Annotated in this window: 17 protein-coding genes and 2 pseudogenes; 1 reads left to right on the top strand and 18 read right to left on the bottom strand. The window is 62.4% G+C overall.

Annotated elements, in window-relative coordinates:
* Window positions 1-63: 63 nt before the first annotated feature.
* The 18 genes and pseudogenes from mdoH to hutC form a co-directional block, all read right to left on the bottom strand.
* Window positions 64-2,636, bottom strand: a pseudogene (gene mdoH, locus B348_RS0125320) (glucans biosynthesis glucosyltransferase MdoH); the annotation flags it as partial.
* Window positions 2,629-4,374, bottom strand: a complete 1,746-nt coding sequence (locus tag B348_RS0125315) for a glucan biosynthesis protein G (protein ID WP_026137056.1) — start codon at window positions 4,372-4,374, stop codon at window positions 2,629-2,631. The gene B348_RS0125315 and the pseudogene mdoH, both read right to left, overlap by 8 nt.
* Before the next feature lie 267 nt (window positions 4,375-4,641).
* Window positions 4,642-5,079: a D-aminoacyl-tRNA deacylase gene (dtd, locus tag B348_RS0125310; RefSeq protein ID WP_017738823.1), complete on the bottom strand. Its 438-nt coding sequence runs from the start codon at window positions 5,077-5,079 to the stop codon at window positions 4,642-4,644.
* Window positions 5,076-6,047, bottom strand: a complete 972-nt coding sequence (gene pip / locus B348_RS0125305; protein WP_017738822.1) for a prolyl aminopeptidase — start codon at window positions 6,045-6,047, stop codon at window positions 5,076-5,078. The genes dtd and pip overlap by 4 nt, the downstream gene beginning before the upstream one ends.
* Before the next feature lie 103 nt (window positions 6,048-6,150).
* A complete protein-coding gene (locus B348_RS0125300) occupies window positions 6,151-7,086 on the bottom strand; it encodes an alpha/beta hydrolase (protein WP_017738821.1) in 936 nt (311 codons plus the stop codon).
* A gap of 135 nt (window positions 7,087-7,221) precedes the next feature.
* Window positions 7,222-8,157 (bottom strand): choline ABC transporter substrate-binding protein, encoded by a 936-nt coding sequence (gene choX, locus B348_RS0125295; RefSeq protein ID WP_017738820.1) that lies wholly within the window; start codon window positions 8,155-8,157, stop codon window positions 7,222-7,224.
* Window positions 8,158-8,347: 190 nt separating this feature from the next.
* Window positions 8,348-9,148 carry an N-formylglutamate deformylase gene (gene hutG, locus B348_RS0125290; RefSeq protein WP_017738819.1) on the bottom strand — a complete coding sequence of 267 codons (801 nt, stop codon included), beginning with the start codon at window positions 9,146-9,148 and terminating at the stop codon, window positions 8,348-8,350.
* 11 nt (window positions 9,149-9,159) lie between these two features.
* Window positions 9,160-10,365: an imidazolonepropionase gene (hutI, locus tag B348_RS0125285; protein ID WP_026137055.1), complete on the bottom strand. Its 1,206-nt coding sequence runs from the start codon at window positions 10,363-10,365 to the stop codon at window positions 9,160-9,162.
* A 15-nt stretch (window positions 10,366-10,380) separates the two neighbouring features.
* Complete coding sequence (locus tag B348_RS0125280; RefSeq protein ID WP_017738817.1) at window positions 10,381-11,790, bottom strand: amino acid permease; 1,410 nt, start codon at window positions 11,788-11,790, stop codon at window positions 10,381-10,383.
* A 162-nt stretch (window positions 11,791-11,952) separates the two neighbouring features.
* On the bottom strand, window positions 11,953-13,485 hold the full coding sequence (gene hutH / locus B348_RS0125275) for a histidine ammonia-lyase (RefSeq protein ID WP_017738816.1): 1,533 nt from the start codon (window positions 13,483-13,485) through the stop codon (window positions 11,953-11,955).
* Window positions 13,486-13,518: 33 nt separating this feature from the next.
* Complete coding sequence (gene hutH / locus B348_RS0125270; protein WP_026137054.1) at window positions 13,519-15,027, bottom strand: histidine ammonia-lyase; 1,509 nt, start codon at window positions 15,025-15,027, stop codon at window positions 13,519-13,521.
* A 114-nt stretch (window positions 15,028-15,141) separates the two neighbouring features.
* A complete protein-coding gene (locus B348_RS01000000130315) occupies window positions 15,142-15,966 on the bottom strand; it encodes a glycine betaine/L-proline ABC transporter ATP-binding protein (RefSeq protein WP_017738814.1) in 825 nt (274 codons plus the stop codon).
* A complete protein-coding gene (locus tag B348_RS0125260; RefSeq protein WP_017738813.1) occupies window positions 15,963-16,814 on the bottom strand; it encodes a proline/glycine betaine ABC transporter permease in 852 nt (283 codons plus the stop codon). Before B348_RS0125260 ends, B348_RS01000000130315 begins: the two co-directional genes overlap by 4 nt.
* Before the next feature lie 72 nt (window positions 16,815-16,886).
* Window positions 16,887-17,852, bottom strand: a pseudogene (locus B348_RS01000000130310) (ABC transporter substrate-binding protein).
* 69 nt (window positions 17,853-17,921) lie between these two features.
* Window positions 17,922-19,367 carry a cytosine permease gene (locus B348_RS0125250; RefSeq protein WP_017738811.1) on the bottom strand — a complete coding sequence of 482 codons (1,446 nt, stop codon included), beginning with the start codon at window positions 19,365-19,367 and terminating at the stop codon, window positions 17,922-17,924.
* A 179-nt stretch (window positions 19,368-19,546) separates the two neighbouring features.
* Entirely contained in the window at window positions 19,547-21,217 is a 1,671-nt protein-coding gene (gene hutU / locus B348_RS0125245) for a urocanate hydratase (RefSeq protein WP_017738810.1), read from the bottom strand.
* A 405-nt stretch (window positions 21,218-21,622) separates the two neighbouring features.
* Entirely contained in the window at window positions 21,623-22,183 is a 561-nt protein-coding gene (locus B348_RS0125240; protein WP_017738809.1) for a HutD family protein, read from the bottom strand.
* Complete coding sequence (hutC, locus tag B348_RS0125235) at window positions 22,180-22,890, bottom strand: histidine utilization repressor (RefSeq protein ID WP_017738808.1); 711 nt, start codon at window positions 22,888-22,890, stop codon at window positions 22,180-22,182. Before hutC ends, B348_RS0125240 begins: the two co-directional genes overlap by 4 nt.
* 147 nt (window positions 22,891-23,037) lie before the next feature.
* Between hutC and B348_RS0125230 the strand changes: the two genes are divergently transcribed.
* Window positions 23,038-24,402: a formimidoylglutamate deiminase gene (locus B348_RS0125230; RefSeq protein WP_017738807.1), complete on the top strand. Its 1,365-nt coding sequence runs from the start codon at window positions 23,038-23,040 to the stop codon at window positions 24,400-24,402.
* The last annotated feature ends 43 nt before the right edge of the window (window positions 24,403-24,445 follow it).

Below are 24,445 nucleotides of genomic sequence, written 5' to 3'. Positions count from 1 at the left end.
AGCGCAAAACGCTGTAGGACCAGCGTTTGAAACACCCCCGGAGTGAACCCCCGGGGGCGTCTGAATCAGGCCGGTTGGGCCTGGGAGACTTGCGGTTGCAGCGGCAGCAACGGCGCGTGCGGATCAGCCTTGATCGACTCACGCCAGGCCCCCAGCCAGTCGGCATGCCCTTCGCTCCAGACCTGCTCGTGCAGGCGGGCCAGGGCGACCGGGTCACTGAGCAAGGCCACGCGTTCGCCGTTGTTGAGGCCGGCAGGGCCGACTTTCAACGCATGGCGTACACGCTCGGCCCGCAGGTACTCGATGGGCTCGGCTTCGCGGTGACGCGAAGTCGCCAGGGCACAGGCCAGGGCGTTCTGCTGCGGGTCGACCACGGCGCGGACAAAGCCGTCGTTGAGTGCATGCCAACGGTTTTCGTGGGTGTACTTCTCGGTGGACAGCAGCGCCTGCGGCGGATTGTATTCCTCAGGAATGAGGAACAGGCTCTCGTCGCGGGACTTGAGGCCCAGCTTGACCCGGCTGGAAATCACCGACACTGGGATCGACAGCATCAGCGAACCGACAATCGGCACCAGCCACCACAGGAAGCTCGGGTTCAGCCACACCACCAACAGGGCCCACAGGAAGCCCAGCACGGTTTGCGGACCGTGGCGCTTGACCGCTTCGCTCCACGGCGTGGAATCGTCGTCACGCTGTGGCGAGTTCCAGGTTGCGGCCCAGCCAAGGAAAGCGGCCAGGACGAAACGGGTGTGGAAGATCATGCGCACCGGCGCCAGCAGCATGGAGAACAGCATCTCCAGCAGCATCGACAGGGTCACCTTGAACTTGCCACCGAACTCTTTCGCGCCCTTGGCCCAGATCAGGATGATGCTCAGCAGTTTTGGCAGGAACAGCAGCACGATGGTGGTGGAGAACAGCGCCACCGCCTTGTCGGGATGCCATTGCGGCCACAGTGGGTACAACTGGCGCGGGGCCATGAAGTACTGCGGTTCCATCAGGGTGTTCACCGCCAGCAACGCGGTAGACAGCACCAGGAACAGGAACCACAGCGGCGCCGACAGGTAGGACATCACGCCGGTGAGAAACACCGCACGGTGCACCGGGTGCATGCCCTTGACCAGGAACAGGCGGAAGTTCATCAGGTTGCCGTGGCACCAGCGACGGTCACGCTTGAGTTCGTCCAGCAGGTTCGGCGGCAGTTCTTCGTAGCTGCCCGGCAGATCGTAGGCAATCCACACGCCCCAGCCGGCACGGCGCATCAGCGCAGCTTCAACGAAGTCGTGGGACAGAATCGAACCGGCGAACGCGCCTTTGCCCGGCAACGGTGCCAGGGCGCAGTGCTCGATGAACGGTTTCATGCGGATGATCGCGTTGTGACCCCAGTAGTGGGATTCACCCAGCTGCCAGAAGTGCAGGCCGGCGGTGAACAGCGGGCCGTACACACGGGTGGCGAACTGCTGCATGCGCGCATACAGGGTGTCCATGCCCGACGCACGCGGCGCGGTCTGGATAATCCCGGCATCCGGCGTGGCTTCCATCAGGCGCACCAGGCTGGTCAGGCACTCGCCGCTCATCACGCTGTCGGCGTCGAGAACCACCATGTACTTGTAGTCACCGCCCCAGCGACGGCAGAAGTCGTCGAGGTTGCCGCTCTTGCGTTTGACGCGACGGCGACGGCGGCGATAGAAGATCTTGCCGAAACCACCGGCTTCACGGCACACGTCGAGCCAGGCTTGCTGTTCGGCGATGCAGATGTCGGCGTCGTTACTGTCGCTGAGCACGAAGAAGTCGAAGCGGTCCAGGTCGCCCGTGGCGGCCACCGATTCGAAGGTGGCGCGCAGACCGGCGAATACGCGGGGCACGTCTTCGTTGCAGATCGGCATCACCAGCGCGGTGCGGGCGTCCTTCGGAATCGGCTCGTCACCGGCACTTTTACCGGAAATGCGGTATTTATCGTGACCGGTCAGCAGTTCCAGGAAGCCCATCAGCGCGGTCCAGAAACCCGCCGACACCCAGCAGAACAAGATCCCGAACATGATCAGGATGCTGGTTTGCAGGGCGTAAGGCAGCACCTGCGTTGCGGTTTGCAGCAGGGTCTGGTTGCGGATTTCGTCGAAGTCGACGAGCGACCAGCCCTGGTACGGCATGATGCCTTTCATGTACCAGCCGGCAACGATGGTCTGGCCGAGCATCAGCACCAGCAGGATGTAGCGACGGATCGAACCCACGGTACGCCAGCGCGCAGCCGGCAATACACGTTCGTCTTTCGGCGGCTTCGGCGGGTTGGTGCGACCGGTCATCCGGCGCCAACCGCGCACCAGGATATTGGTGCGCCAAGGCTCGGGCACCACTTTGGTCCGACGGATCGGCGGCGTGGCTTTCAGGCACACGCGGCCTTCGGCGTCGAGCACGAGCATTTCGGCGTCTTGCAGCTCTTCGGCACTGTTGAGCAGCAGCCGCGAGCCCACCGACGCTTGGGCGGCGTCGGTCGGGGCGTCGAAGGTGGACGACGACAAGCGTTCGTGCAACTCGCTGAAAGACGTGCAGCCCGCCAGCTCGGCGCGCTGCTCGGCCGTCATCGGCAGGTGCGCCAGGTACTCTTGCAGAGTCTCTGGCGTGGCTTGGGAATTACTCATCGGCAGGCAACTGATAGCTCCAGGTCTCGGTCAGGACTTGTTCGGTCTTGATCGGCTCCGGTGTGGCTGGGGCAGCTTCTGGCTGCTTGTCTTTCGCGTCTTTTGCGTCTTTTGCGTCTTTCTTGGCCTGCTTCTCGTGTTGCTTGGCCAGGACTTTGTCGGCCTTGAGCACGTGGCTCGAATCCTTCTCAGGCTCAGGCTTGACGATGTCCTGCACCAGGGCCGCACGCATTTCGGTCGGCTTGCCTGCGTCCTTGATCTTCATGCGCAGGGTCAGGCGCCAGCCTTTGGTGTGCTCGTTGTAGCGCACGCTGTTTTCGACCACTTCAGCGTTGTCGCCAACACTCACCTGGCTGCGCACCGGGGCGTCCGCCGGCAGTGCCTTGAGGGACGGGCCCTCGAAGTCCACCAGGTAGGCCACGCTGCCGTCCGGCTGACGGATCAGGTTGGACTGCTTCACGTCACCGGTGGAACGCAGGGTCTGCTTGACCCAGGCGCTGTCGGCCGGGTGCAGGGATTTTTCGTCCATGGTCCAGTGCAGGCGGTAGGCGACGTCCAGCGGCTCGCCCGGTTTGGGCAGCTCGGCCGGGCTCCAGAAGGCAACGATGTTGTCGTTGGTTTCGTCGGCGGTCGGGATCTCTACCAGGTCGACGGAGCCCTTGCCCCAGTCGCCTTCAGGCTCGATCCAGGCGCTTGGGCGCTTGTCGTAGTTGTCGTCGAGGTCTTCGTAGTGGCTGAAATCGCGGCCACGTTGCAGCAGGCCGAAACCTTTCGGGTTTTCGACGGTGAAGTTGCTGACCGACAGGTGTTTAGGGTTGTTCAGTGGGCGCCAGATCCACTCGCCGTTGCCGGCATGGATCGACAGGCCGCTGGAATCGTGCAGCTCACGGCGGTAGTTGAGCACCTTGGACGGCTGGTTCGCGCCGAACAGGAACATGCTCGTCAGCGGGGCAACGCCCAGCTTGCTGACCTTGTCGCGCAGGTACATCTGGGATTTCACGTCGACAATGGTGTCGGTGCCCGGACGCAGGGTCAGGCGATATGCACCGGTGGCACGCGGGGAATCCAGCAGGGCAAAGATCACCAGCTGTTTTTCACCCGGCTTCGGACGCTCGATCCAGAACTCGGTGAAACGCGGGAATTCTTCGCCGGACGGCAACGCGGTGTCGATCGCCATGCCACGGGCGGACAAGCCATAGGCCTGGCCCTTGCCGACGACGCGGAAGTAGCTGGCGCCGAGCATGGTCATGATTTCGTCTTGCTTGTCGGCCTTGTTGATCGGGTACAGCACACGGAAGCCGGCATAACCCAGTTGTTCGGTGGCTTTCGGATCAAGCTTCATGTCGCCGAAATCGAAACGCGAGGCGTCATATTTGATTTCGTTGACGCTGTCGGCCGTGACTTCGTTGATTTTCACCGGCGTATCGAAGTGCATACCCTGGTGATAGAAGGACAGCTTGAATGGGGTGTTCTGATCGGCCCACTCCGCTTTTTCGTTGCGGAAACGAATCTTCTGGTAATCGGCGAATTTCATTTCGCGGAATTCGTTCGGCAGATTGCTGCGCGGCGCTTCGTATTTCTGCCCGGCCAGCTCTTTAGCCTTGGCCGACACATCATCCAGACTGAATGCCCACAGTTGACCCGCGCCGAACAGGCAAAACAGGGCAGAGCCCGTCACCAGTGCGTTTCGTAACCGTTTGGCAGACAATTTTGGTGCATTACAGGGACTAACAATCACGAGCAACCCTCGCCGAAAACAGATCAAAAAACCAACGGCCAGCTATCTATATGCCAGGTTGGCGAGCATTGTTCCGACTCCCCTGGGGCAAAATGATTCCCCATTGGCGATCGGACAAGTCTCTACCTAAGTCAAAAATGGACCAAACAACGCTGATCCCCGTAGCGCGCGATTATCTAGTAGCCCGCGAGACAACGCATCAGGGGCAACGAAGTATTTGTAGTGAAATACTGCGTTTTTAGGCATTAAAAGTCGTTTTTAATACATTCATGTCTGGAGCAGGAAGGTCACAGGGCCATCATTGACCAAATGCACCTGCATATCGGCGCCAAAACGCCCCGACCCCACCTTGCCATGCAATTGTTGCGCTTGTACCAGCAAATGCTCGAAAAGCGCCGCGCCCAAGGCCGGAGGGGCCGCCGTGGAGAAGCTCGGCCGCAACCCGCTCTTGGTGTCTGCCGCCAGGGTGAACTGCGACACCAGCAGCAAACCGCCGTCGATGTCTTTCAGCGACAGGTTCATCTTGCCCTCATCGTCGCTGAACACCCGATAGTTAAGCAGCTTGTGCAACAGTTTGTCGGCGCTCTCGGGCGTGTCGCCCGGTTCGACCGCCACCAGCACCAGCAAACCCTGGTCGATGGCCCCGACAATTTCCCCGGCTACCTCGACCCGGGCCCCACGCACCCGCTGCAACAGGCCCTTCATGCTTCTTCGGGCGGCAAGTCGAGCAGGCGCCGGGCCATCTCGCCGGTCGCACGCACCAACGCATCGGTAATACCGGGCTCGGATGCCGCATGCCCGGCCTCGCGAATCACCTGCAATTCACTGTTGGGCCACGCCTGATGCAGCTCCCAGGCGTTATCCAACGGGCAGATCATATCGTAGCGGCCATGGATGATTACGCCAGGCAGATGGGCGATCTTGTGCATGTCGCGAATCAGCTGGTTGGGCTCCAGGAAGGAGTTGTTGGTGAAGTAATGGCATTCGATCCGCGCAATCGACAACGCGCGCTGCGGCTCGGAAAAACGCTCCACATGCTGCGGGCTCGGGCACAGGCCGAGCATGCGCCCTTCCCAGCCGGACCAGGCCTTGGCCGCGTGCATCTGGGCGATCTGGTCGTTGCCGGTGAGGCGCTTGTGATAGGCCGCGATCATGTCGTGGCGCTCCTCCACCGGGATCGGCGCGAGGTAGTCCTGCCAGTAGTCCGGGAACAGGCGGCTGGCACCGGCCTGGTAGAACCATTCGATGTCTTGCGGGCGGGCGAGGAAAATGCCGCGCACGATCAGGCCAAGCACACGCTCGGGATGGGTTTGCGCGTAGGCCAGGGCCAGGGTCGAGCCCCAGGAGCCGCCGAACAGCACCCATTTGTCGATGCCCAGGTGTTCGCGGATGCGCTCAAGGTCAGCGACCAGGTCCCAGGTGGTGTTGTTTTCCAGGCTCGCACGCGGGGTGGAGCGCCCGCAGCCACGCTGGTCGAAGGTGACAATGTGATACAGGTTCGGATCGAAATAGCAGCGGCTGTTGGCATCGCAACCGGCGCCAGGGCCACCGTGGATGAAGACGACGGGCAAGCCTTCGGGGGAGCCACTTTCATCGACGTACAGGGTGTGCGTGTCATCGACGGCCAGATCGTGCCGGGCGTAGGGTTTGATCTGTGGAAACCAAGTCTGCATTGCGCGCTCCGTAAGGGGTCGGGTTCATCCCTGAGGGGACGTCTATTATTGTGCCGTCTGGCACTATAAACCCGAATTGTGCAATGAGCATGTCCTTGAGCGCTTAGACCTGTGTCAGCCCTTCGCTCCTCAGGTAACCCAGCAAGCAGTCGTAGAGTTGATCCACCTCCGCCACCTGCCGCCGCGCCCGCAGGCAGCCGTGCACCAGGCCTTTGCCGGGATACAGCAGCGTGTCGACGCCGGCCGCCTGCAAGCGTTCGGCGTACAGCCTGCCGTCGTCGCGCAAGGGGTCGAACTGGGCCACGGCGATGAAGGCCTTGGGTAAACCGCTGAATGTTTCAGCGAGCAACGGCAAGGCGTAGGCCGAGGATTTCCCGCCGTCTGACAGATACATGGCCAGGTAGTCGTCGGTATCGGCCGTGCTCAGCAGCGGCGCATCCGCGCAATCACGCCGGGACGGCAAATCCACCGGGCCGCCCAGCCCCGGGTAGATCAGTACTTGAGCCAAGGGCAACGGCTGCCCGTCGTCGCGCAACCCCAGGCACAACGCCGCCGCCAGATTGCCCCCCGCGCTATCGCCCGCCACCACCAGGCGCTGGCGGTTGATCGCATGCGGCCCCTGCCCCGCCTGGATCGCCTGCCACACGCTGCGGCAATCGTCGTACGCCGCCGGGAACGGGTGCTCAGGCGCCAGGCGGTAGTCGATGGCGATCACCAGCACCTGGAGCGCAGTGGCCAGTTCAAAGCAGATGAAGTCGTGGGAATCCAACCCGCCGACCACCCAGCCGCCGCCATGCATATATAGAAGACAGGGCCAGCCGTTGGAGGGGGTGGCGGTGGTGGGTCGGTAACTGCGCACGGCTACGCCGTCCAGGGAGAAATTATCGATGAGCAGGTCTTGCGGCGGTGGCGGGGTGAAGGCCTGGCACATGCGGTTGTAGTTTTGGCGCAGGCCGGCCAGGGAGGTGTCGGTGGTGGTGAAGGATTCGGTCTTGGCGACGAAGGCGCGCATCTGCGAAGAAATAGGGTATTCGGCCATGCATCAGTCTCCCTGACAATTGAGATCAACTGTGGGAGCTGGCTTGCCTGCGATAGCGGTGTATCAGTCACAAATATTTCAACTGACAGATAGCTATCGCAGGCAAGCCAGCTCCCGCATTGGTTCGATGGTGTTTCAGAGCTTGAGGCTGGCCTGTACAGCCGCCACGCCATCCCGGCCATCAAACGCCGTCACCCCCACCAGCCAGCGCTGCAAATCCTCGGGATGGTCACGCAACCACTGCCTGGCCACCTCCTGCGGTGATTGGCGCGCCATGATCGGCACCATCAACTGGCTCTCCTGGGCGGCCGTGTAGGTGAGGTTTTCCAGCAGGCGATTGGCGTTGGGGCAACGCTCGGCGAAGTCCGACGCGGTGACGGTGGACACGGTGGCGCGGCCTTCATCAGGGCCGAACACGTCCTCACTGCCGGTGAGGTAGGCCATCTGCATATTGATATTCATCGGGTGCGGGGTCCAACCGACAAACACCACGAACTCCTTGCGGTTCACCGCCCGCTGCACCGCCGCCAGCATCCCCGCCTCACCGGAGGCCACCAGCTTGAAGCCGCCAAGACCGAAGTGGTTGGTGTCGATCATTTTCTGGATATCGGTGTTCGCGCCACTGCCGGGCTCGATGCCGTAGAGCTTGCCGCCCAGCTTGTCCTTGAAGCGGGCGATATCGGCAAAGGTCTTCAAGCCCGCATCGGCCACGTATTGCGGCACGGCGAGGGTCGCCTGGGCGTCGGCGAGGCTGGGCTTGTCAAAAACCTTGACCTGTTTGGCGGCGAGGAACGGCGCGATGTTGTTGTCCATCGCCGGTTTCCAGTAGCCGAGGAAGATATCCAGGCGCTTGTCGCGGATGCCGGCAAAGATGATCTGCTGCACGGCGCTGGTCTGTTTGCTGTCGTAGCCCAGGCCATTGAGCAACACATCGGCCATGCCGGAGGTGGCGACCACGTCGGTCCAACTGACCACGCCCATGCGGATGCTTTTGCACGAGGCCGGTTCGGCGGCCATGGCGTGTGCACTGAACAGTGCGGCGCCGATCAGGCTCAACAAGGTTTTTTGCATGGAGGCGGTCTCACTCGGCTGTTGTTATTCCACAACCTTAACCAGTGGGGCCTGGGTAAACACGAACTGGGGCGACGGGCAGTTGCACTGGGGCGACTGTGGGGCCCTCATCGCGGGCAAGCCCGCTCCCACATTTGGACTTGTGAATACAGTGAAAACTGTGGGAGCTGGCTTGCCTGCGATAGCGATATCAGCCGTAACGCCGTTGCCCCCAGGCCAACACCCCTTCCAACAACTGCTTCAACACCACCCGCGTCGGCTCAGCCAGATCCGCCCGATAACGAAACGGTTCCACCTCTTCCATATAAGTGCTCTGGCACAACTCCAGCTGCACCGCATGAATATCCTGCGCCGGGTCACCGTAATGCCGGGTGATATGCCCGCCCTTGAAGCGCCCGTTCAACACATGGCTGTACTGCGGATGCCCGGCGCAGATGGCTTCCAGTTGGCTGGCCAACGCGGGATCACAGGCAGCGCCATTGAAGGTGCCAAGGTTGAAGTCCGGCAGCTTGCCGTCGAACAGGTGCGGGATCACCGAGCGGATCGAGTGCGCATCGAACAGCAAGGCGTAACCGAACTCGGCCTTGAGCCGTGCCAGCTCCTCCTGCAGCGTGCGGTGATACGGACCCCAGATCTTCTGCAAGTAACTGGCGCGCTCGGTCTCGGTCGGCTCCAGCCCCTCACGGAACAACGGCACGCCGTCGAACAGCGTCGCCGGATACAGCCCGGTGGTGGCGCCGACGTACAGCGGCTTGTCGTCGGACGGCCGGTTCAGGTCGATCACAAACCGCGAATATTCGGCCGACAAGGTGCTGGCCCCCAGCGCCTCGGCAAAGTCATACAGCGTGGGGATATGCCAGTCGGTGTCCGGCAGGCTGTGTGCCTCGGGGATCAACCCGGCCTCGACCACTGGCGTCAGGCGCAGACCCGCGTGGGGCATGCTGATCAGCAGCGGCACGCGGCCTTGTTTGAAGTTCAGAACCTTATCCACAACCCTACTCCTCAGACGGTGACATCGACGCCATGGCGCACGACGCGTTTATCCAGTTCGCCGCCCAGCCAGTAGGCCAGGTCGGCGGGACGATCAATCTGCCAGGCGACGAAATCCGCGACCTTGCCCACTTCCAGAGAGCCGTGGGTGTCGCCCATGCCCAGCGCGGTCGCCGCATGTTGCGTGGCGCCGGCCAGGGCTTCTTCCGGGGTCATGCGGAACAGGGTGCAGGCCATGTTCAGCATCAGGCGTACCGACAACGCCGGCGAGGTGCCGGGGTTGAGGTCGCTGGCGATGGCGATCTTCACGCCGTGCTTGCGCAGGGCGTCCATCGGCGGCAGCTGGGTTTCCCGCAGGAAGTAGAACGCCCCCGGCAGCAACACGGCGACGGTGCCGGAGGCGGCCATGGCGATGGCGTCTTCCTCGGTCATGAACTCCAGGTGATCCGCCGACAACGCGTGATAACGCGCCGCCAGGCTGGAGCCGTGCAGCGACGAAAGTTGCTCGGCGTGCAGCTTCACCGGCAGGCCCAAGTGCTGGGCGACCTTGAACACACGCTCGACCTGCTCGGTGGAGAACGCCAGGTATTCACAGAACGCGTCCACCGCGTCCACCAGCCCTTCTGCCGCCAGGGCGGGCAGCATTTCGCTGCAAATGTGCTCGATATAGTCGTCGGCCCGATCCTTGTACTCCGGCGGCAATGCATGGGCCGCCAGGCACGTGGCGCGCACGCTGACCGGCAGCGCTTCGCCAAGGCGCCGGGCGACCCGCAGCATCTTGCGTTCGTTGGCCAGGTCCAGGCCATAACCGGATTTGATCTCCACCGTGGTCACGCCGTCACGCAGCAAACTGCGCAGGCGCTTGTGGGCGCTGTCGAACAGTTCATCTTCGCTCGCCGCGCGGGTGGCGCGTACGGTGCTGGCAATGCCGCCGCCCTTGGCTGCGATCTCGGCATAGCTCACGCCTTCCAGGCGCTGCTCGAATTCGCCACTGCGATTGCCACCGAACACCGTGTGGGTGTGGCAGTCGATCAGCCCGGGGGTGACCCACGCGCCTTGCAGGTCATGGAGCTGTGCATAGTCACCCTGGGGCAGTTCGGCCAAGGGGCCGATCCACTCGATGAGCCGACCTGCGGTGACCAGGGCAGCATCCTCGATAATCGAGTATTTGCCACCCGCCATGGTTGCGACGTGGCAGTGTTGCCAAAGCGTTTTCATCAACGCCTCCCTAAATTAACGATGAGACAAAGCCGGGTCGTAATGGACCTTGGCCGCTTGGCCGGCAGCGGGCTTGACCCACAGCAGGTAGGCCAGCACCAGCAACACGATCCACACGGCGCCGACCAGCAAGGCGGCCTGGGTGTCCGGGAAGTAACCCAATACACCAAACACGAACAGCATGAACACGATGGCCGCCGCGGGCGCATAGGGCCAGAACGGTACCGGGAATTTCAGTTCGGCCACCTGCTCGCGGGTCATCGAGCGGCGCATGGCGACCTGGGTAAACAGGATCATCAGCCACACCCACACGGTGGCGAAGGTGGCAATCGAGGCGATCAGCAGGAACACATTTTCCGGGATCAGGTAGTTGAGCACCACGCCGCCCAGCAGCGCGGCGGCCATCACCACCACGGTCATCCACGGCACGCCCTGTTTGGACAGTTGCGCAAAGCCTTTGGGCGCCTGCCCTTGCTGGGCCAGGCCGTACATCATGCGGCCGGCGCCGAAGATGTCACTGTTGATCGCCGAGACGGCCGCCGAGATCACCACGATATTGAGGATGGTCGCCGCCGAGCCGATGCCCAGGTTGCTGAAGATCTGCACGAACGGGCTGCCCTGGCTGCCGATCTGCGGCCACGGGTAGATGGCCATCAGCACAAACAGGGTGAGCACGTAGAACAGCAGGATGCGCAGCGGCACGGCGTTGATTGCCTTGGGGATCACCCGTTGCGGGTCCTTGGCTTCACCGGCGGTGATGCCGATGATCTCGATGCCGCCGAAGGCAAACATCACCACGGCAAACGAGGCGATCAGGCCGCCGATGCCGTTGGGCATGAAGCCGCCGTGGGCCCACAGGTTGCTGAGGCCGCTGGCCTGGGTTTCACCGGCGGTGTGGATACCAAACAGCATGATGCCGAAGCCGCCGAGGATCATTGCGACGATGGCGCCGACCTTGAGCAGCGACAGCCAGAACTCCATTTCGCCAAACACTTTGACGTTGCACAGGTTCAGGCCGCCGATCAAAAACACGATGCCGAGCACCCAGACCCAACGTGCCACGTCGGGAAACCAGAAGCCCATGTAGATGCCGAACGCCGTCACATCAGCGAGACAGACAATGATCATTTCAAACGCGTAGGTCCAGCCGAGGATAAAACCGGCCATGGGCCCCAGGTAGGTGCTGGCGTACTGGCCGAACGAGCCGGACACCGGGTTGTGCACGGCCATCTCGCCAAGGGCGCGCATCACCATGAACACCGCGGCGCCGCCGATCAGGTAGGCCAGCAGCACGGCGGGGCCGGCCATTTGGATAGCCGAGGCAGAGCCGTAGAAAAGCCCGGTGCCGATCGCCGACCCCAGTGCCATGAAGCGAATATGTCGGGCGCTTAGGCCGCGTTTCAAACCTTGTTCTTGCTGGTGCATTTCTCGTCCCTAATTATTTTTATCCTGAGAAAATTCTGAATCTACTGAAGATCAAATGTGGGAGCTGGCTTGCCTGCGATGGCGGTGTGTCAGTCACCTATGTTTCAACTGATAGATTGCTATCGCAGGCAAGCCAGCTCCCACATTGATCGGTGTTGCGCCTTAGAGGCTTGGCAGTAACTTCGCCGGCACCAGCTCATTCAGGCAGCGGCTGGCAAGCAGTTCGCTGGCGGCGTTGATGTCCGGGGCGAAGAAACGGTCCTTCTCATAGAACGCCACTTTGTCGCGCAGGATGGCGCGCGCCTTTTCCAGCTTCGGCGAGGTTTTCAGGCCTTCGCGCAGGTCCAGGCCCTGGCAGGCTGCCAGCCATTCGACCGCCAACACGCCACGGGTGTTCTCGGCCATTTCCCACAGGCGCTTGCCCGCCGCCGGGGCCATCGACACGTGGTCTTCCTGGTTGGCGGAGGTGGGCAGGCTGTCCACGCTATGGGGATGGGCCAGCGCCTTGTTCTCGCTGGCGAGCGCAGCGGCGGTCACCTGGGCGATCATGAAACCGGAGTTGACCCCGCCATTGCCCACCAAAAACGGCGGCAGTTGGGACATGTGCTTGTCCATCATCAACGAGATACGGCGCTCGCTGAGGGAGCCGATTTCGGCGATGGCCAGGGCCATGTTGTCAGCGGCCATGGCCACCGGTTCGGCGTGGAAGTTGCCGCCGGAGATCACGTCGCCTTCGGCGGCAAATACCAGCGGGTTATCCGACACGGCGTTGGCTTCGACCACCAGCACTTCAGCGGCCTGGCGGAACTGGGTCAGGCAGGCGCCCATGACTTGCGGCTGGCAACGCAGGGAGTACGGGTCCTGGACCTTGTCGCAGTTCTGGTGCGACTGCGACACCTGGCTGCTTTCACCCAGCAGGTCGCGATAGGCCGTGGCGGCGTCGATCTGCCCCCGCTGGCCGCGAGCGGCGTGAATCCGCGCATCGAATGGCGAACGCGAGCCCAGCACCGCTTCCACGGTGAGCGCGCCACACGCCAGGGCACCGGCGAACAAATCTTCCCCTTCAAACAGGCCACGCAAGGCATAGGCGGTGGAGACCTGGGTGCCGTTGAGCAGCGCCAGGCCTTCTTTGGCGGCGAGGGTCAGCGGCGTGAGGCCGGCGACTTTCAGCGCGTCGGTGGCTTCCAGCCATTCGCCCTTGTAGCGCGCCTTGCCTTCGCCCAGCAGCACCAGGGACATGTGCGCCAACGGCGCCAAGTCACCGGAAGCACCCACCGAGCCTTTCAGCGGAATGTGCGGGTACACCTCGGCATTGATCAGCGCGATCAACGCGTCGATCACCTGGCGACGGATGCCGGAGAAGCCACGGCTGAGGCTGTTGACCTTGAGCACCATGACCAGCCGCACCAGCGCATCGCTGATGGGCTCACCGACGCCGGCGGCGTGGGACAGCACCAGGGAACGCTGGAGGTTTTCCAGGTCTTCGCTGGCGATGCGGGTCGAGGCCAGCAGGCCGAAACCGGTATTGATGCCGTAGGCGGTGCGATTCTCGGCGAGAATCTGCTCCACGCACGCCACGCTGGCTTCGATCTGCGCCGTGGCGCTGTCATCCAGGCTGAGTGTTACCGGCTGCTGGTAGATGGCCCGCAGTTGGGCAAGGCTCAGTTGGCCTGGAATCAGATTTAGCGCAGTCACATTCCTACTCCTTTTGAATTGTTCTTTTGACTATCAGTGCAAATTGGGTAACGCGGTGTCTTTGATCAACTGGGCAGCGGCGGCAATGTCCGGCGCCAGCCAGCGGTCTTGTTCGTAGGCCGGCACCCCTTCGCGCAGCAAGCGCCAGGCGCGGTCGGTGCCGGCGCCGAAACGCTGCTCCTTCAGGAATTCAAATGCCTGGGCCGCCAGCAAATACTCGATGGCGAGGATCTGCGTGACGTTGGCCAGCACCTGGTGCAGCTTGAGCGCGGCGTTGGTGCCCATGCTCAGGTGGTCTTCCTGCAAGCCGGAGGTGACGAAGTTGTCGAGCACGGCCGGTTGCGCCAGTTGGCGATTTTGCCCACACAGGGACGCGGCGACGTACTGCACGATCATCATCCCGGAGTTGACCCCGGGGTTGCTCACCAGGAACGCCGGCAGACCGCTGACGTGGGGGTTGATCAGGCGGTCCAGGCGGCGCTCGGCCACCGAGCCGATCTCGGCCATGGCGATGGCGAGCAGGTCTGCCGCCAGGGCCACCGACTGGCCATGCGGGTTGGCCTGGGACACCACGCGGTAGCTGTCCGGCGTGCCGAGCAGCAGCGGGTTGTCGGTGGCGCTGTTGAGTTCGGTCTCGATCTGGCGCGTGGCGTGCTCCACCTGATCGCGGGCTGCGCCGTGGATCTGCGGGATCGAGCGGATGCTCAACGCGTCCTGGGTGCGAATGCCTTTGCTGCTGGCGATCACTTCACTGCCGTCCAGCAGCGCACGCAGGTTGATACCGACGTGCTGCATGCCCGGGTGCGGCTTGAGGGCGATGATTTCTTCGTCAAACGCATCGATCTGGCCGCGCTGGGCCTCGAAACTCATGGCGCCGATCACATCGGCCCATTGCAGCAAATGGTGCGCATCGGCCAGGGCCAGGCAGCTCAGGCCGGTCATGCACGGCGTGCCGTTGACCAGGCACAGGCCGTCCTTGGCGCCGAGCACCACCGGCTGCAAACCTTCGGCGCTCAACGCTTGCTGCGCCGGAACGATCTGGCCGCGATAGCTCACATTGCCTACACCCAACAAGGCCACGCCGACGTGGGCCATATGGGTCAGGTAACCCACCGAGCCCTGGGACGGTACTTGCGGCGTGATGCCGTGGTTGAGCAGCGCCAGCAACGCGTGCACCACCTGCGGGTGCAGGCCGGATTTGCCGTGGCTGTAGTTGATGATCGTGGCGCAGATGATCGCGCGGGTCTGTTCGTCGCTGAGCACCGGGCCGACGCCGCAGGCGTGGCTCAGCAGGGTGTTGCGTGACAGCTGGCTGAGTTGCTCGCCCTTGAGCGAGACATTGCACAACGCGCCGAGGCCAGTGTTCACGCCGTAGGCGCGTTCGCCGCTGCTAACGATGCGTTGCACGATGGCCTGCGCATTGTCGATGCGCGCCCAGGCTTGCCCCGAGAGTTCGAGGACGGCGCCGTGGCGGGCGACGGCGACTACGTCCTGCCAACGTAAGGGGGTGTTGGCGATGATGATTTTGGTTGGCTGGGACATCTTCATACCTTCGTTAATTCTGGTGCAGCTTCACTGGCCTCATCGCAGGCAAGCCAGCTCCCACATTTGGAATGCATTTCCCTGTGGGAGCTGGCTTGCCTGCGATAGCGTCCGTCAGACCACCGCCGCCCGCCGCTGAACAAACCGGTCCACATATTCATCCGCCGGCGAATGCAGGATCTCGCGCGGCGTGCCGACCTGGATCAGCTTGCCGTCCTTGAGGATCGCAATGCGGTTGCCGATGCGCACCGCTTCATCCAGGTCATGGGTGATAAACACGATGGTCTTGTGCAGGGTCTTTTGCAGCTCCAGCAACTGGTCCTGCATCTCGGCGCGGATCAACGGGTCGAGGGCGCTGAACGCTTCGTCCATGAGGATGATGTCGGTGTCCGCCGCCAACGCCCGGGCCAGGCCAACGCGCTGGCGCATGCCGCCGGAGAGCTGGTGCGGGTATTTGTTCTCGTAGCCCTTGAGGCCCACGGTTTCGATCCAGTGCAGGGCGCGTTCGGCGCACACCTGCTTGCTTTCGCCGCGCACTTTGAGGCCGTAGGCGACGTTGTCGAGCACGCTCTTGTGGGGCAGCAGGCCGAAGCTCTGGAACACCATGCTGATCTTGTGCCGACGGAATTGGCGCAGGGCTTCCATGTCCAGTTGCAGGATGTCTTCGCCGTCCACCAGGATCGCGCCGCTGGTGGGGTCGATCAGGCGGTTGAAGTGGCGCACCAGGGTGGATTTGCCGGAACCCGACAAGCCCATGATCACAAAGATCTCACCGGTGCCGATGCTCAGGGACAGGTCATTCACGCCGACCACGCAGCCGGTCTCGGCCAGCACCTGGTCCTTGGTCTTGCCCTGGCCGATCAGCGCCAGCGCTTCCTTGGAGCGCGAGCCGAAGATCTTGAAGACGTTTTTAACTTCGATTTTGCTGACAGTAGTCATTTGCTCGCCTCATGCCGTGGACGACCATAGGCCTGGGTAATGCGGTCGATGACCACGGCGAGAATCACGATCGCCAGGCCGGCTTCAAGGCCGCGCCCGACGTTGAGGGTCTGGATGCCGACCAACACGTCTTCACCCAAGCCACGGGCACCGATCATCGAGGCGATCACCACCATCGACAACGCCATCATGGTGGTCTGGTTGATGCCGGCCATGATGCTCGGCAGCGCCAGCGGCAGTTGCACGCCGAACAGTTGCTGCCAGCGGTTGGCGCCAAAGGCATTGATCGCTTCCATGACTTCGCCGTCCACCTGGCGAATCCCCAGGTCGGTCAGGCGAATCAGCGGCGGCGCGGCGTAGATCACCGTGGCGAAAATCGCCGGGACCTTGCCCAGGCCAAACAGCATCAGCACCGGGATCAGGTACACGAAGCTCGGCATGGTCTGCATGATGTCCAGCAACGGCATCAGCACCGAACGCAGGCGATTGCTGCGCGCCGAGAGGATGCCCAGCGGGATGCCGATCAGCACCGAGATCACCGTGGCGACCATCATCAGCGCCAGCGTTTGCATCAGCTTGTCCCACAGGCCAACCGCGCCCACCAGGAACAGCAAACCGACGATCACCGCCGTGGTCAGCACCTTGCGGGTGGCATGCCAGGCGACGCCGCCGACGATGGCCAGCATCAGCCACCAGGGCGCCGCGCGCAGCAGCCCTTCCAGGTTGACGATGGCCCACAACAGGGTGTCGGAGATGTGCCGGAACACATCGCCGTAGTTGGTGACCAGTGAGTCCACCCAACCGTTGACCCAGTCGGCGATGGAAAACGTAAAACTCTCAGGAAACATATCGTGCTCTCGATCCAATGGGTTGTGGCCAGGCGCCCGGCCGACCCCTCAGGGTAGCCGGGCACGCTTGACCTACAAGGCCGCGTCGATTTTCTTGGCTGCGTCTTCGCTCACCCAGGCGTGCCAGACTTCAGGATGTTCCTTGAGGAAGATCTTCGCCAGCTTCGGCTACTCAATGCGCTCCTTGGCCATGCGTCCCAGGTTCTGGTTCAGCAGGTCGATGGGCAGGTTGACCTTTTCCAGCACGGCCACCAGTTCCGGGGCTTGCTCGTGGAAGGTCTTGGACAGGCCGACCTTGATGGTCACGCTCTTGTCCACACCGGCTTTTTCTTCCAGCTTGACCAGATCGACCTGGCCCATCAGCGGGGTTGGCGACCAGTAGTAGAACAGGATCGGCTCGCCACGCTTGTAGCTCGACAACACCGCCGCATCCAGCGCCGGGCCGGTGCCTGGGCGGAAGTTGGTGTAGGAACTTTCCAGGCCGTAGCTCTTGAGCATTTCGCTGTTGTCCAGCTCACAGGTCCAGCCGGCCGGGCAATTGTAGAAGCGGCCTTTGGACGGTTCTTCCTGGTCCTTGAACACGGCGGAATACTTGGCCAGGTCGGCGATAGTTTTCAGGTCCGGCGCCTTGGCTTCCAGCTTGCGCTTGGCGTCGCCTTCGATCACATAACGCGGCACGTACCAGCCTTCGATGGCACCCACCACCGGCGCACCGACGCCGACGACTTTGCCGGCCTTCTCGGCCTTGTTCCAGACCTCGCTGCGGCCGACCCACTCTTCGGCAAAGATCTGGATGTCATTGCTGCTCAGGGCGTTTTCCATGGTGATGGAATTGCCTGGCAGGCTGTCGGTTTTGCAGTCGTAGCCTTTTTCCAGCACGGTTTGCAGGATGTCGGTAAGCAACATGCCGCTTTCCCAGTTCAGGCCGGCGAACTTCACCGGTTTGCCGGACTCGCACCAGCCGGCCGCCTGGGCGCCAGCGCTGGCCAGCAAACCTGCAGAGAGCAAGGTAGCCATCAGGGTTTTATGCATTTTCATTGTTGTGACGCTCCCAATCTTGAAATGGATTACGGCAGTCAGTAGGCATCCTGCCCTGTCCACGTCCCATCAGGCTTGTGCCGCCAGCCCGGTTGTTGTTGGTACAGCGCCCTGCTCTGTTGGCAGGATCAGTTGAGCGGGCACGCTGCCGTGCCATTTTTTCGCGCACAGGTAATACAGCGCGGCGGGCAGCACCAGGCCGATGATCCAGGAAATATCCACATCACCCAGCGCCGCCACCAGTGGGCCGGTGTAGAACTTGGTGGAGATGAACGGCAACTGCACCAGCACGCCGAACACATACACGCTGATACCCAGCAGGTTCCAGCGGCCGTAACGACCGTTCGGATCGGCCAGCGCCGGCACGTCATAGCGGTCGCGGGTGATGCAGTAGTAGTCCACCAGGTTGATCGCGCTCCAGGGCGTGAAAAACGCCAGCAGAAACAGGATGAACGACTTGAACGCACCGAGGAACGAGTGCTGGCCGAGCAAGGCGATCAGGGTCGCTGTGCCGACGATGGCCAGCACGAATACCAGGCGCTGAAGGCGCGTGACTTCCATGCGCCCGCGAAAACCGCTGACGATGGTGGCGATGCACATGAAGCTGCCGTAGGAGTTCAGCGTGGAGATGGTCACCTTGCCGAACGCGATGCTGAAATACAGCAGCGCAGCCGTGGCTCCCGTGCCGCTCAAGCCGACGATGTAGGCCACTTCATGACCGGCGAATTGCCCGTTGGACATCGCCGCGGCGAACACACCGAGGACCATCGCCACCTGGGCGCCGATCCCCGAACCCGCACCCGCCGCGAGAAAGGTCTTCACCGACGACGTGCTGCTCGGCAGGTAGCGCGAATAGTCCGCCACATACGGACCGAAGGCGATCTGCCAGGACGCCGCCAGCGACACCGCCAGCAGGAAACTGCTCCAGCTGAAGTGGCGGATTTGCAGGAGCGCGCCTACATCGGTCTGGCTCATCAGGCGGCTGAACAGGTACACAAAGGCAATCACGCCGATGACGCTGGCGACACGGCCGATGAAGTGGATCACCCGGTAACCGAGCACCGTCACCAGCACGATGACACTGGCGAAGATCAGGATGCCCACGCTGTCGCTGACGCCAAACAACTGGCCCAGGGCCTGGCCGGACAACACCGTACCCGTCGCGGTGAAGCCGAGGTACATCAAGCACACCAGCACAATCGGAATGGCCGCGCCATACACCCCAAACTGCACCCGGCTGGAAATCATCTGCGGCAAGCCCAACTTGGGCCCTTGCGCCGCATGCAACGCCATGACCCCACCGCCCAGCAGTTGGCCGATGAACAGGCCGATCAACGACCAGAACACATCACCGCCCAACACCACGGCCAGGGCCCCGGTGACAATCGCGGTGATTTGCAGGTTGGCGCCCATCCACAAGGTGAACTGACTCAATAGACGACCGTGTCTTTCCGCTTCCGGGATGTAGTCGATCGAACGTTTCTCGATCAACGGGGTGGTGTCATTTGCAGCCATGTCGGTTCAACCTCTGGTGGATTGTTATGCGTACACATTGTTCTGCTGTGGAGCTGGCTTTTGTGGGAGCTGGCTTGCCTGCGATGCGGGCGACTCGGTCTGTCAGTCATACCGAGGTGATGCCATCGCAGCGATGCGGCGATCCGACAAGCCAGCTCCCACAGGAACCGAGCCAGCCGTTACTTGACCATTGGCAGGTTGAGGCCCTGCTCCTTGGCGCAGTCGATAGCGATCTGGTACCCGGCATCGGCGTGACGCATCACCCCAGTCGCCGGGTCGTTGTGCAGCACGCGGGCAATGCGCTCAGCCGCTTCGTCGGTACCGTCGCAGACGATCACCATGCCGGAGTGCTGGGAGAAGCCCATGCCGACGCCGCCACCGTGGTGCAGCGACACCCAGGTCGCACCGCTCGCGGTGTTGAGCAAGGCGTTGAGCAGTGGCCAGTCGGACACGGCATCGGAACCATCCTGCATCGCTTCGGTTTCACGGTTCGGGCTGGACACCGAGCCGGAGTCGAGGTGGTCACGGCCGATAACGACCGGTGCCGACAGCTCGCCGCTGCGCACCATTTCGTTGAACGCCAGGCCGAGCTTGGCGCGCTGGCCCAGGCCAACCCAGCAGATCCGCGCCGGCAGGCCCTGGAAGCTGATGCGCTCGCGCGCCATATCCAGCCAGTTGTGCAGGTGGGCGTCGTCGGGGATCAGCTCTTTGACTTTGGCGTCGGTCTTGTAGATGTCCTGCGGGTCGCCGGACAGCGCCGCCCAGCGGAACGGGCCGATGCCACGGCAGAACAGCGGGCGGATGTAGGCCGGGACGAAACCCGGGAAGTCGAAGGCGTTTTCCACGCCTTCTTCCTGGGCCATCTGGCGGATGTTGTTGCCGTAGTCGAAGGTCGGGATGCCTTGCTTCTGGAAGTCCAGCATGGCTTTGACGTGCACGGCCATCGACTGCTTGGCGGCCTTGATCACGGCGGCGGGCTCGGTCTTGGCGCGGGCGCGGTATTCGTCCCAGGTCCAGCCGGCGGGCAGGTAGCCGTTGAGCGGGTCGTGGGCGCTGGTCTGGTCGGTAACCATGTCCGGGCGCACGCCGCGCTTGACCAGTTCCGGCAGGATTTCTGCGGCGTTACCCAGCAGGGCGATGGAGATGGCCTTGCCTTCCTGGGTGTATTTGGCGATGCGCGCGAGGGCGTCGTCGAGGTCAGTGGCTTGCTCATCGACATAACGGCTGGCCAGGCGGAAGTCGATGCTGACTTGCTGGCACTCGATGTTCAGCGAGCATGCGCCGGCCAGGGTCGCCGCCAATGGCTGCGCGCCGCCCATGCCGCCGAGGCCGGCAGTGAGCACCCAACGGCCTTTGAGATTGCTGTCGTAATGCTGGCGACCGGCTTCGACGAAGGTTTCATAGGTGCCTTGGACGATGCCCTGGCTGCCGATGTAGATCCAGCTGCCGGCGGTCATCTGGCCGTACATGGCCAGGCCCTTGGCATCCAGCTCGTTGAAGTGTTCCCAGCTGGCCCAGTGCGGCACCAGGTTGGAGTTGGCGATCAGTACGCGCGGGGCGTTGCTGTGGGTCTTGAACACGCCGACCGGCTTGCCGGATTGCACCAGCAGGGTTTCGTCGTCATTCAGGTTGGTGAGGCTTTCGACGATCTGGTCGTAGCACTCCCAGTTGCGCGCCGCGCGGCCGATACCGCCGTACACCACCAGTTCTTTCGGGTTTTCGGCCACTTGTGGGTCGAGGTTGTTCATCAGCATGCGCAGCGGCGCTTCAGTCAGCCAGCTTTTGGCGGTGAGCTTGTTACCGTGGGCGGCGCGGATTTCTACGTCACGGTATTTAGTAGGCTTGGTCACAACTCAGACTCCTCAGCGATCGATGCGCATACTTGATTGGTGCGATGTGGACTCTTACGCACACATCTTTACTTGTACATACAAGCATATGCAATCAAGCGGCCAACTTGCTGAGGGGGCTGTTGGGATTTTTTGGGAAAGGGCGCGCAGGCCTTGGAAATTAAGGCTTCGGGGCTTGATGAAATTTCTTACAGGGAAGTTTTATCGCGAGGGATGTTTGTTGCTTCGGCATGGCTTTGCGCCATGCTGGGGCGTTCGGTAACAAGTTGGTGCGCCGGTTGGAAACAGATCGAATGAACAGTGGGAAACAACTGTGGGAGCTGGCTTGCCTGCGGTGGCGGGGTGTCAGTCAGTACATCTGCTACTGAAACACCGCTATCGCAGGCAAGCCAGCTCCCACAGTTTTTAACCGCGTGCGGTCAGTTCGATCACACAACTGCGGCCGGCTACGGAGATATCCAGCAGGCCAGTGTTACCGTCCACTTGCAGGCAGTCGTGATGGCCGAGCTTCTCGCCCAGCACCTTCACCTCATCCGCCACGCTGAACACCAACACCGTCTGCGCCGTGGTGAAAAACCGCTGCTGACCATCAATCCACTGCAACCGTGCGTGGTAGCGTTCTGGCGAATAGATCAGGTTGAAATCGCGAATCGGCCCGGTGATCAAACGACACGCCACCTGGCTGTCACCCTTGAACGCGAACGGTTGCAGCGGTAACAACCCGCGCTGTTCCTCGCCATCCACGGTCAACACCATGCCCGCGCCCTGGATCACGGTGATCACGCGCTGGTAGCCGGCAAAGGTCGAGAAGCCGCCCGACTCAGCGATATCGGCAATCGACAGGCGCCAGCCAAACCCATCCAGGCCGCTGCCGGCGTCACGGGTGATTTCTTCGGTGCTGCCGCCGCCGTTTTTCCACGGCATGCGCACGTAGTCAGTGGCGCGCCAGACTTTCACTGCACTCATTTACTGAAACGTCCTTCCAGGCTGTGACGTGAACCGGGGTGGATCAACCGCGCGGCGGTCACCGGTTGGCGACCGGACCAGGTGCGGCGGCGAATCAACAGGCACGGCTCGCTGGGCTCGATCTGCAGCAGCTTGCACTCGGCGGCGTCGGCGAGGATCGCTTCCACCACATGCTCGCCTTCGGTCAGCGGCGCAACCTGGTTCAAATAGGCATATGGGGTTTGCTGGGTGAAATCCTGTTGCAGGTATTCCGGCGCGACCAGGGCGTTGACGAAACGGTCTTCGATTTGCACGGGAATATCGTTTTCGAAGTGCACGATCAACGAATGAAATACCCGCCCGCCTTCGCGCATTTCCAGGGCGACGGCGCGTTCGGAACCGGCAGCTTCTTCGCCCAGGTGGATGACCTGGCACGTATGCCGATGACCGCGGGAGGCGATCTCATCGGCAATGTTGTGCACTTCGAACAGCGCCGACTGGCTCTTGGGCTCGGCGACAAAGGTGCCGACGCCTTGCATGCGCACCAGCAACCCTTCGGCGGTGAGCTCGCGCAGGGCGCGGTTGATGGTCATGCGGCTGAAGCCCAGTTGGCTGACCAGCTCGCTTTCCGACGGCACGCGGTAATGGGGCGGCCAGTTGCCGTTGAGAATCTGCTGGCTGATCATCTGTTTGACGCGGGCGTACAAGGGCGCCGGACTTTCGTCCATGTGGGCAGCCAGCGAAGACTTGGCAGGCGGAGTCGGCACAGGGAATCCTTGCAGGGGAAAAAGATGCATAGATTGCCGGAGTTTACCGAGCAGGCAAACGTCTGTATATGTATATACAAATAAACACACGACCGGGGTGCCTTGATCATGTCCGCTTTCTTTGCCGAACGCGCACTGCTGCCTAATGGATGGGCCAATGATGTACGTCTTGAAGTCAGCGCCGATGGCCTGCTGGCACAGGTTGCGGCCAATGCCAGTGCAGAGGGCGCCGAACGGCTGAGAGGCCCGGTGTTGGCGGGCATGCCGAACCTGCACTCCCATGCATTCCAGCGCGCCATGGCCGGTTTGGCCGAAGTGGCGGGCAACCCGAATGACAGTTTCTGGACCTGGCGCGACCTGATGTACCGCATGGTCGGCAAGATCAGCCCGGAACAATTGCAGGTGATCGCGCGCCAGCTGTATATCGAGATGCTCAAGGCCGGCTACACCTCGGTGGCCGAATTTCATTACGTGCACCACGACGTCAGCGGCCAGCCTTATGCCGATCGCACCGAGCTGTCGCGGCAGATCAGCCAGGCGGCGGCCAGCAGCGGGATCGGTTTGACGCTGTTGCCGGTGCTCTACACCCACTCGGGGTTTGGTGGGCAATCGCCCAACGAGGGCCAGCGCCGGTTTATCAACAGCACGGAAAACTACCTGGACCTGCAAGCGCGCCTCAAGCCGATCCTCGCCGCGCAACCAGCGCAAGCGCTGGGCTTGTGCTTCCACTCCCTGCGCGCGGTCACACCGCAACAGATCAGCGAAGTGCTGGCGGCCAGCGACAAGGCTTGCCCGGTGCATATCCACATCGCCGAACAGCAAAAGGAAGTCGACGACTGCCTGGCCTGGAGCGGCAAGCGCCCGCTGCAATGGCTGTATGACAATGTTGAAGTGGATGAGCGCTGGTGCCTGGTGCATGCCACCCACGCCGACGGGGATGAAGTCACGCGCATGGCCAAGAGCCGGGCGATTGCGGGGTTGTGCCTGACCACCGAGGCGAACCTGGGTGACGGGATTTTCCCGGCGGTGGATTTCCTGGCGCAGGGCGGGCGCATGGGGATTGGGTCCGACAGCCATGTGTCGTTGAGCGTGGTCGAGGAGTTGCGTTGGTTGGAATACGGGCAGCGCCTGCGGGACCAGCGGCGCAATCGTCTGTATCGCAGTGATCAACCGATGGTCGGGCGTACGCTGTTTGATGCGGCGCTGGACGGCGGCGCGCAGGCGCTGGGTCAGCCGATTGGTCGGTTGGAAGTCGGTAAACGTGCGGACTGGATTGTGCTGGATGGCAATGATCCGTACCTGGCGACGGCTAGCGAGGATGGGATTCTGAATCGCTGGTTGTTTGCCGGTGGGGATCGGCAGGTGCGGGATGTGTTGGTGAATGGGAAGGGGGGGGTGCGGGATGGGCATCATGCCGGCGAAGAAGACAGCAATCGCGCATTCACCCAAGTTCTAAAGAACTTACTCGGCTAAACCTGTGGGAGCTGGCTTGTGTGGGAGCTGGCTTGCCTGCGAT

Source organism: Pseudomonas sp. CBZ-4, from assembly GCF_000346755.1.
Taxonomy (GTDB): domain Bacteria; phylum Pseudomonadota; class Gammaproteobacteria; order Pseudomonadales; family Pseudomonadaceae; genus Aquipseudomonas.
Note: the sequence above shows the minus strand (reverse complement) of the source record. Positions and strands in the feature narration are given on the sequence as shown.

Excerpts from the sequence above, each read along its gene's own strand:
- B348_RS0125250 (WP_017738811.1), bottom strand. The coding sequence starts at position 19,367 with ATGGCTGCAAATGACACCACCCCGTTGATCGAGAAACGTTCGATCGAC.
- hutC (WP_017738808.1), bottom strand. The coding sequence starts at position 22,890 with ATGGACGAAAGTCCGGCGCCCTTGTACGCCCGCGTCAAACAGATGATC.
- choX (WP_017738820.1), bottom strand. The coding sequence starts at position 8,157 with ATGCAAAAAACCTTGTTGAGCCTGATCGGCGCCGCACTGTTCAGTGCA.
- B348_RS01000000130315 (WP_017738814.1), bottom strand. The coding sequence starts at position 15,966 with ATGACTACTGTCAGCAAAATCGAAGTTAAAAACGTCTTCAAGATCTTC.
- hutI (WP_026137055.1), bottom strand. The coding sequence starts at position 10,365 with ATGAAAACGCTTTGGCAACACTGCCACGTCGCAACCATGGCGGGTGGC.
- dtd (WP_017738823.1), bottom strand. The coding sequence starts at position 5,079 with ATGAAGGGCCTGTTGCAGCGGGTGCGTGGGGCCCGGGTCGAGGTAGCC.
- pip (WP_017738822.1), bottom strand. The coding sequence starts at position 6,047 with ATGCAGACTTGGTTTCCACAGATCAAACCCTACGCCCGGCACGATCTG.
- hutH (WP_026137054.1), bottom strand. The coding sequence starts at position 15,027 with ATGTCCCAGCCAACCAAAATCATCATCGCCAACACCCCCTTACGTTGG.
- B348_RS0125280 (WP_017738817.1), bottom strand. The coding sequence starts at position 11,790 with ATGCACCAGCAAGAACAAGGTTTGAAACGCGGCCTAAGCGCCCGACAT.
- B348_RS0125260 (WP_017738813.1), bottom strand. The coding sequence starts at position 16,814 with ATGTTTCCTGAGAGTTTTACGTTTTCCATCGCCGACTGGGTCAACGGT.
- B348_RS0125300 (WP_017738821.1), bottom strand. The coding sequence starts at position 7,086 with ATGGCCGAATACCCTATTTCTTCGCAGATGCGCGCCTTCGTCGCCAAG.
- B348_RS0125230 (WP_017738807.1), top strand. The coding sequence starts at position 23,038 with ATGTCCGCTTTCTTTGCCGAACGCGCACTGCTGCCTAATGGATGGGCC.
- B348_RS0125240 (WP_017738809.1), bottom strand. The coding sequence starts at position 22,183 with ATGAGTGCAGTGAAAGTCTGGCGCGCCACTGACTACGTGCGCATGCCG.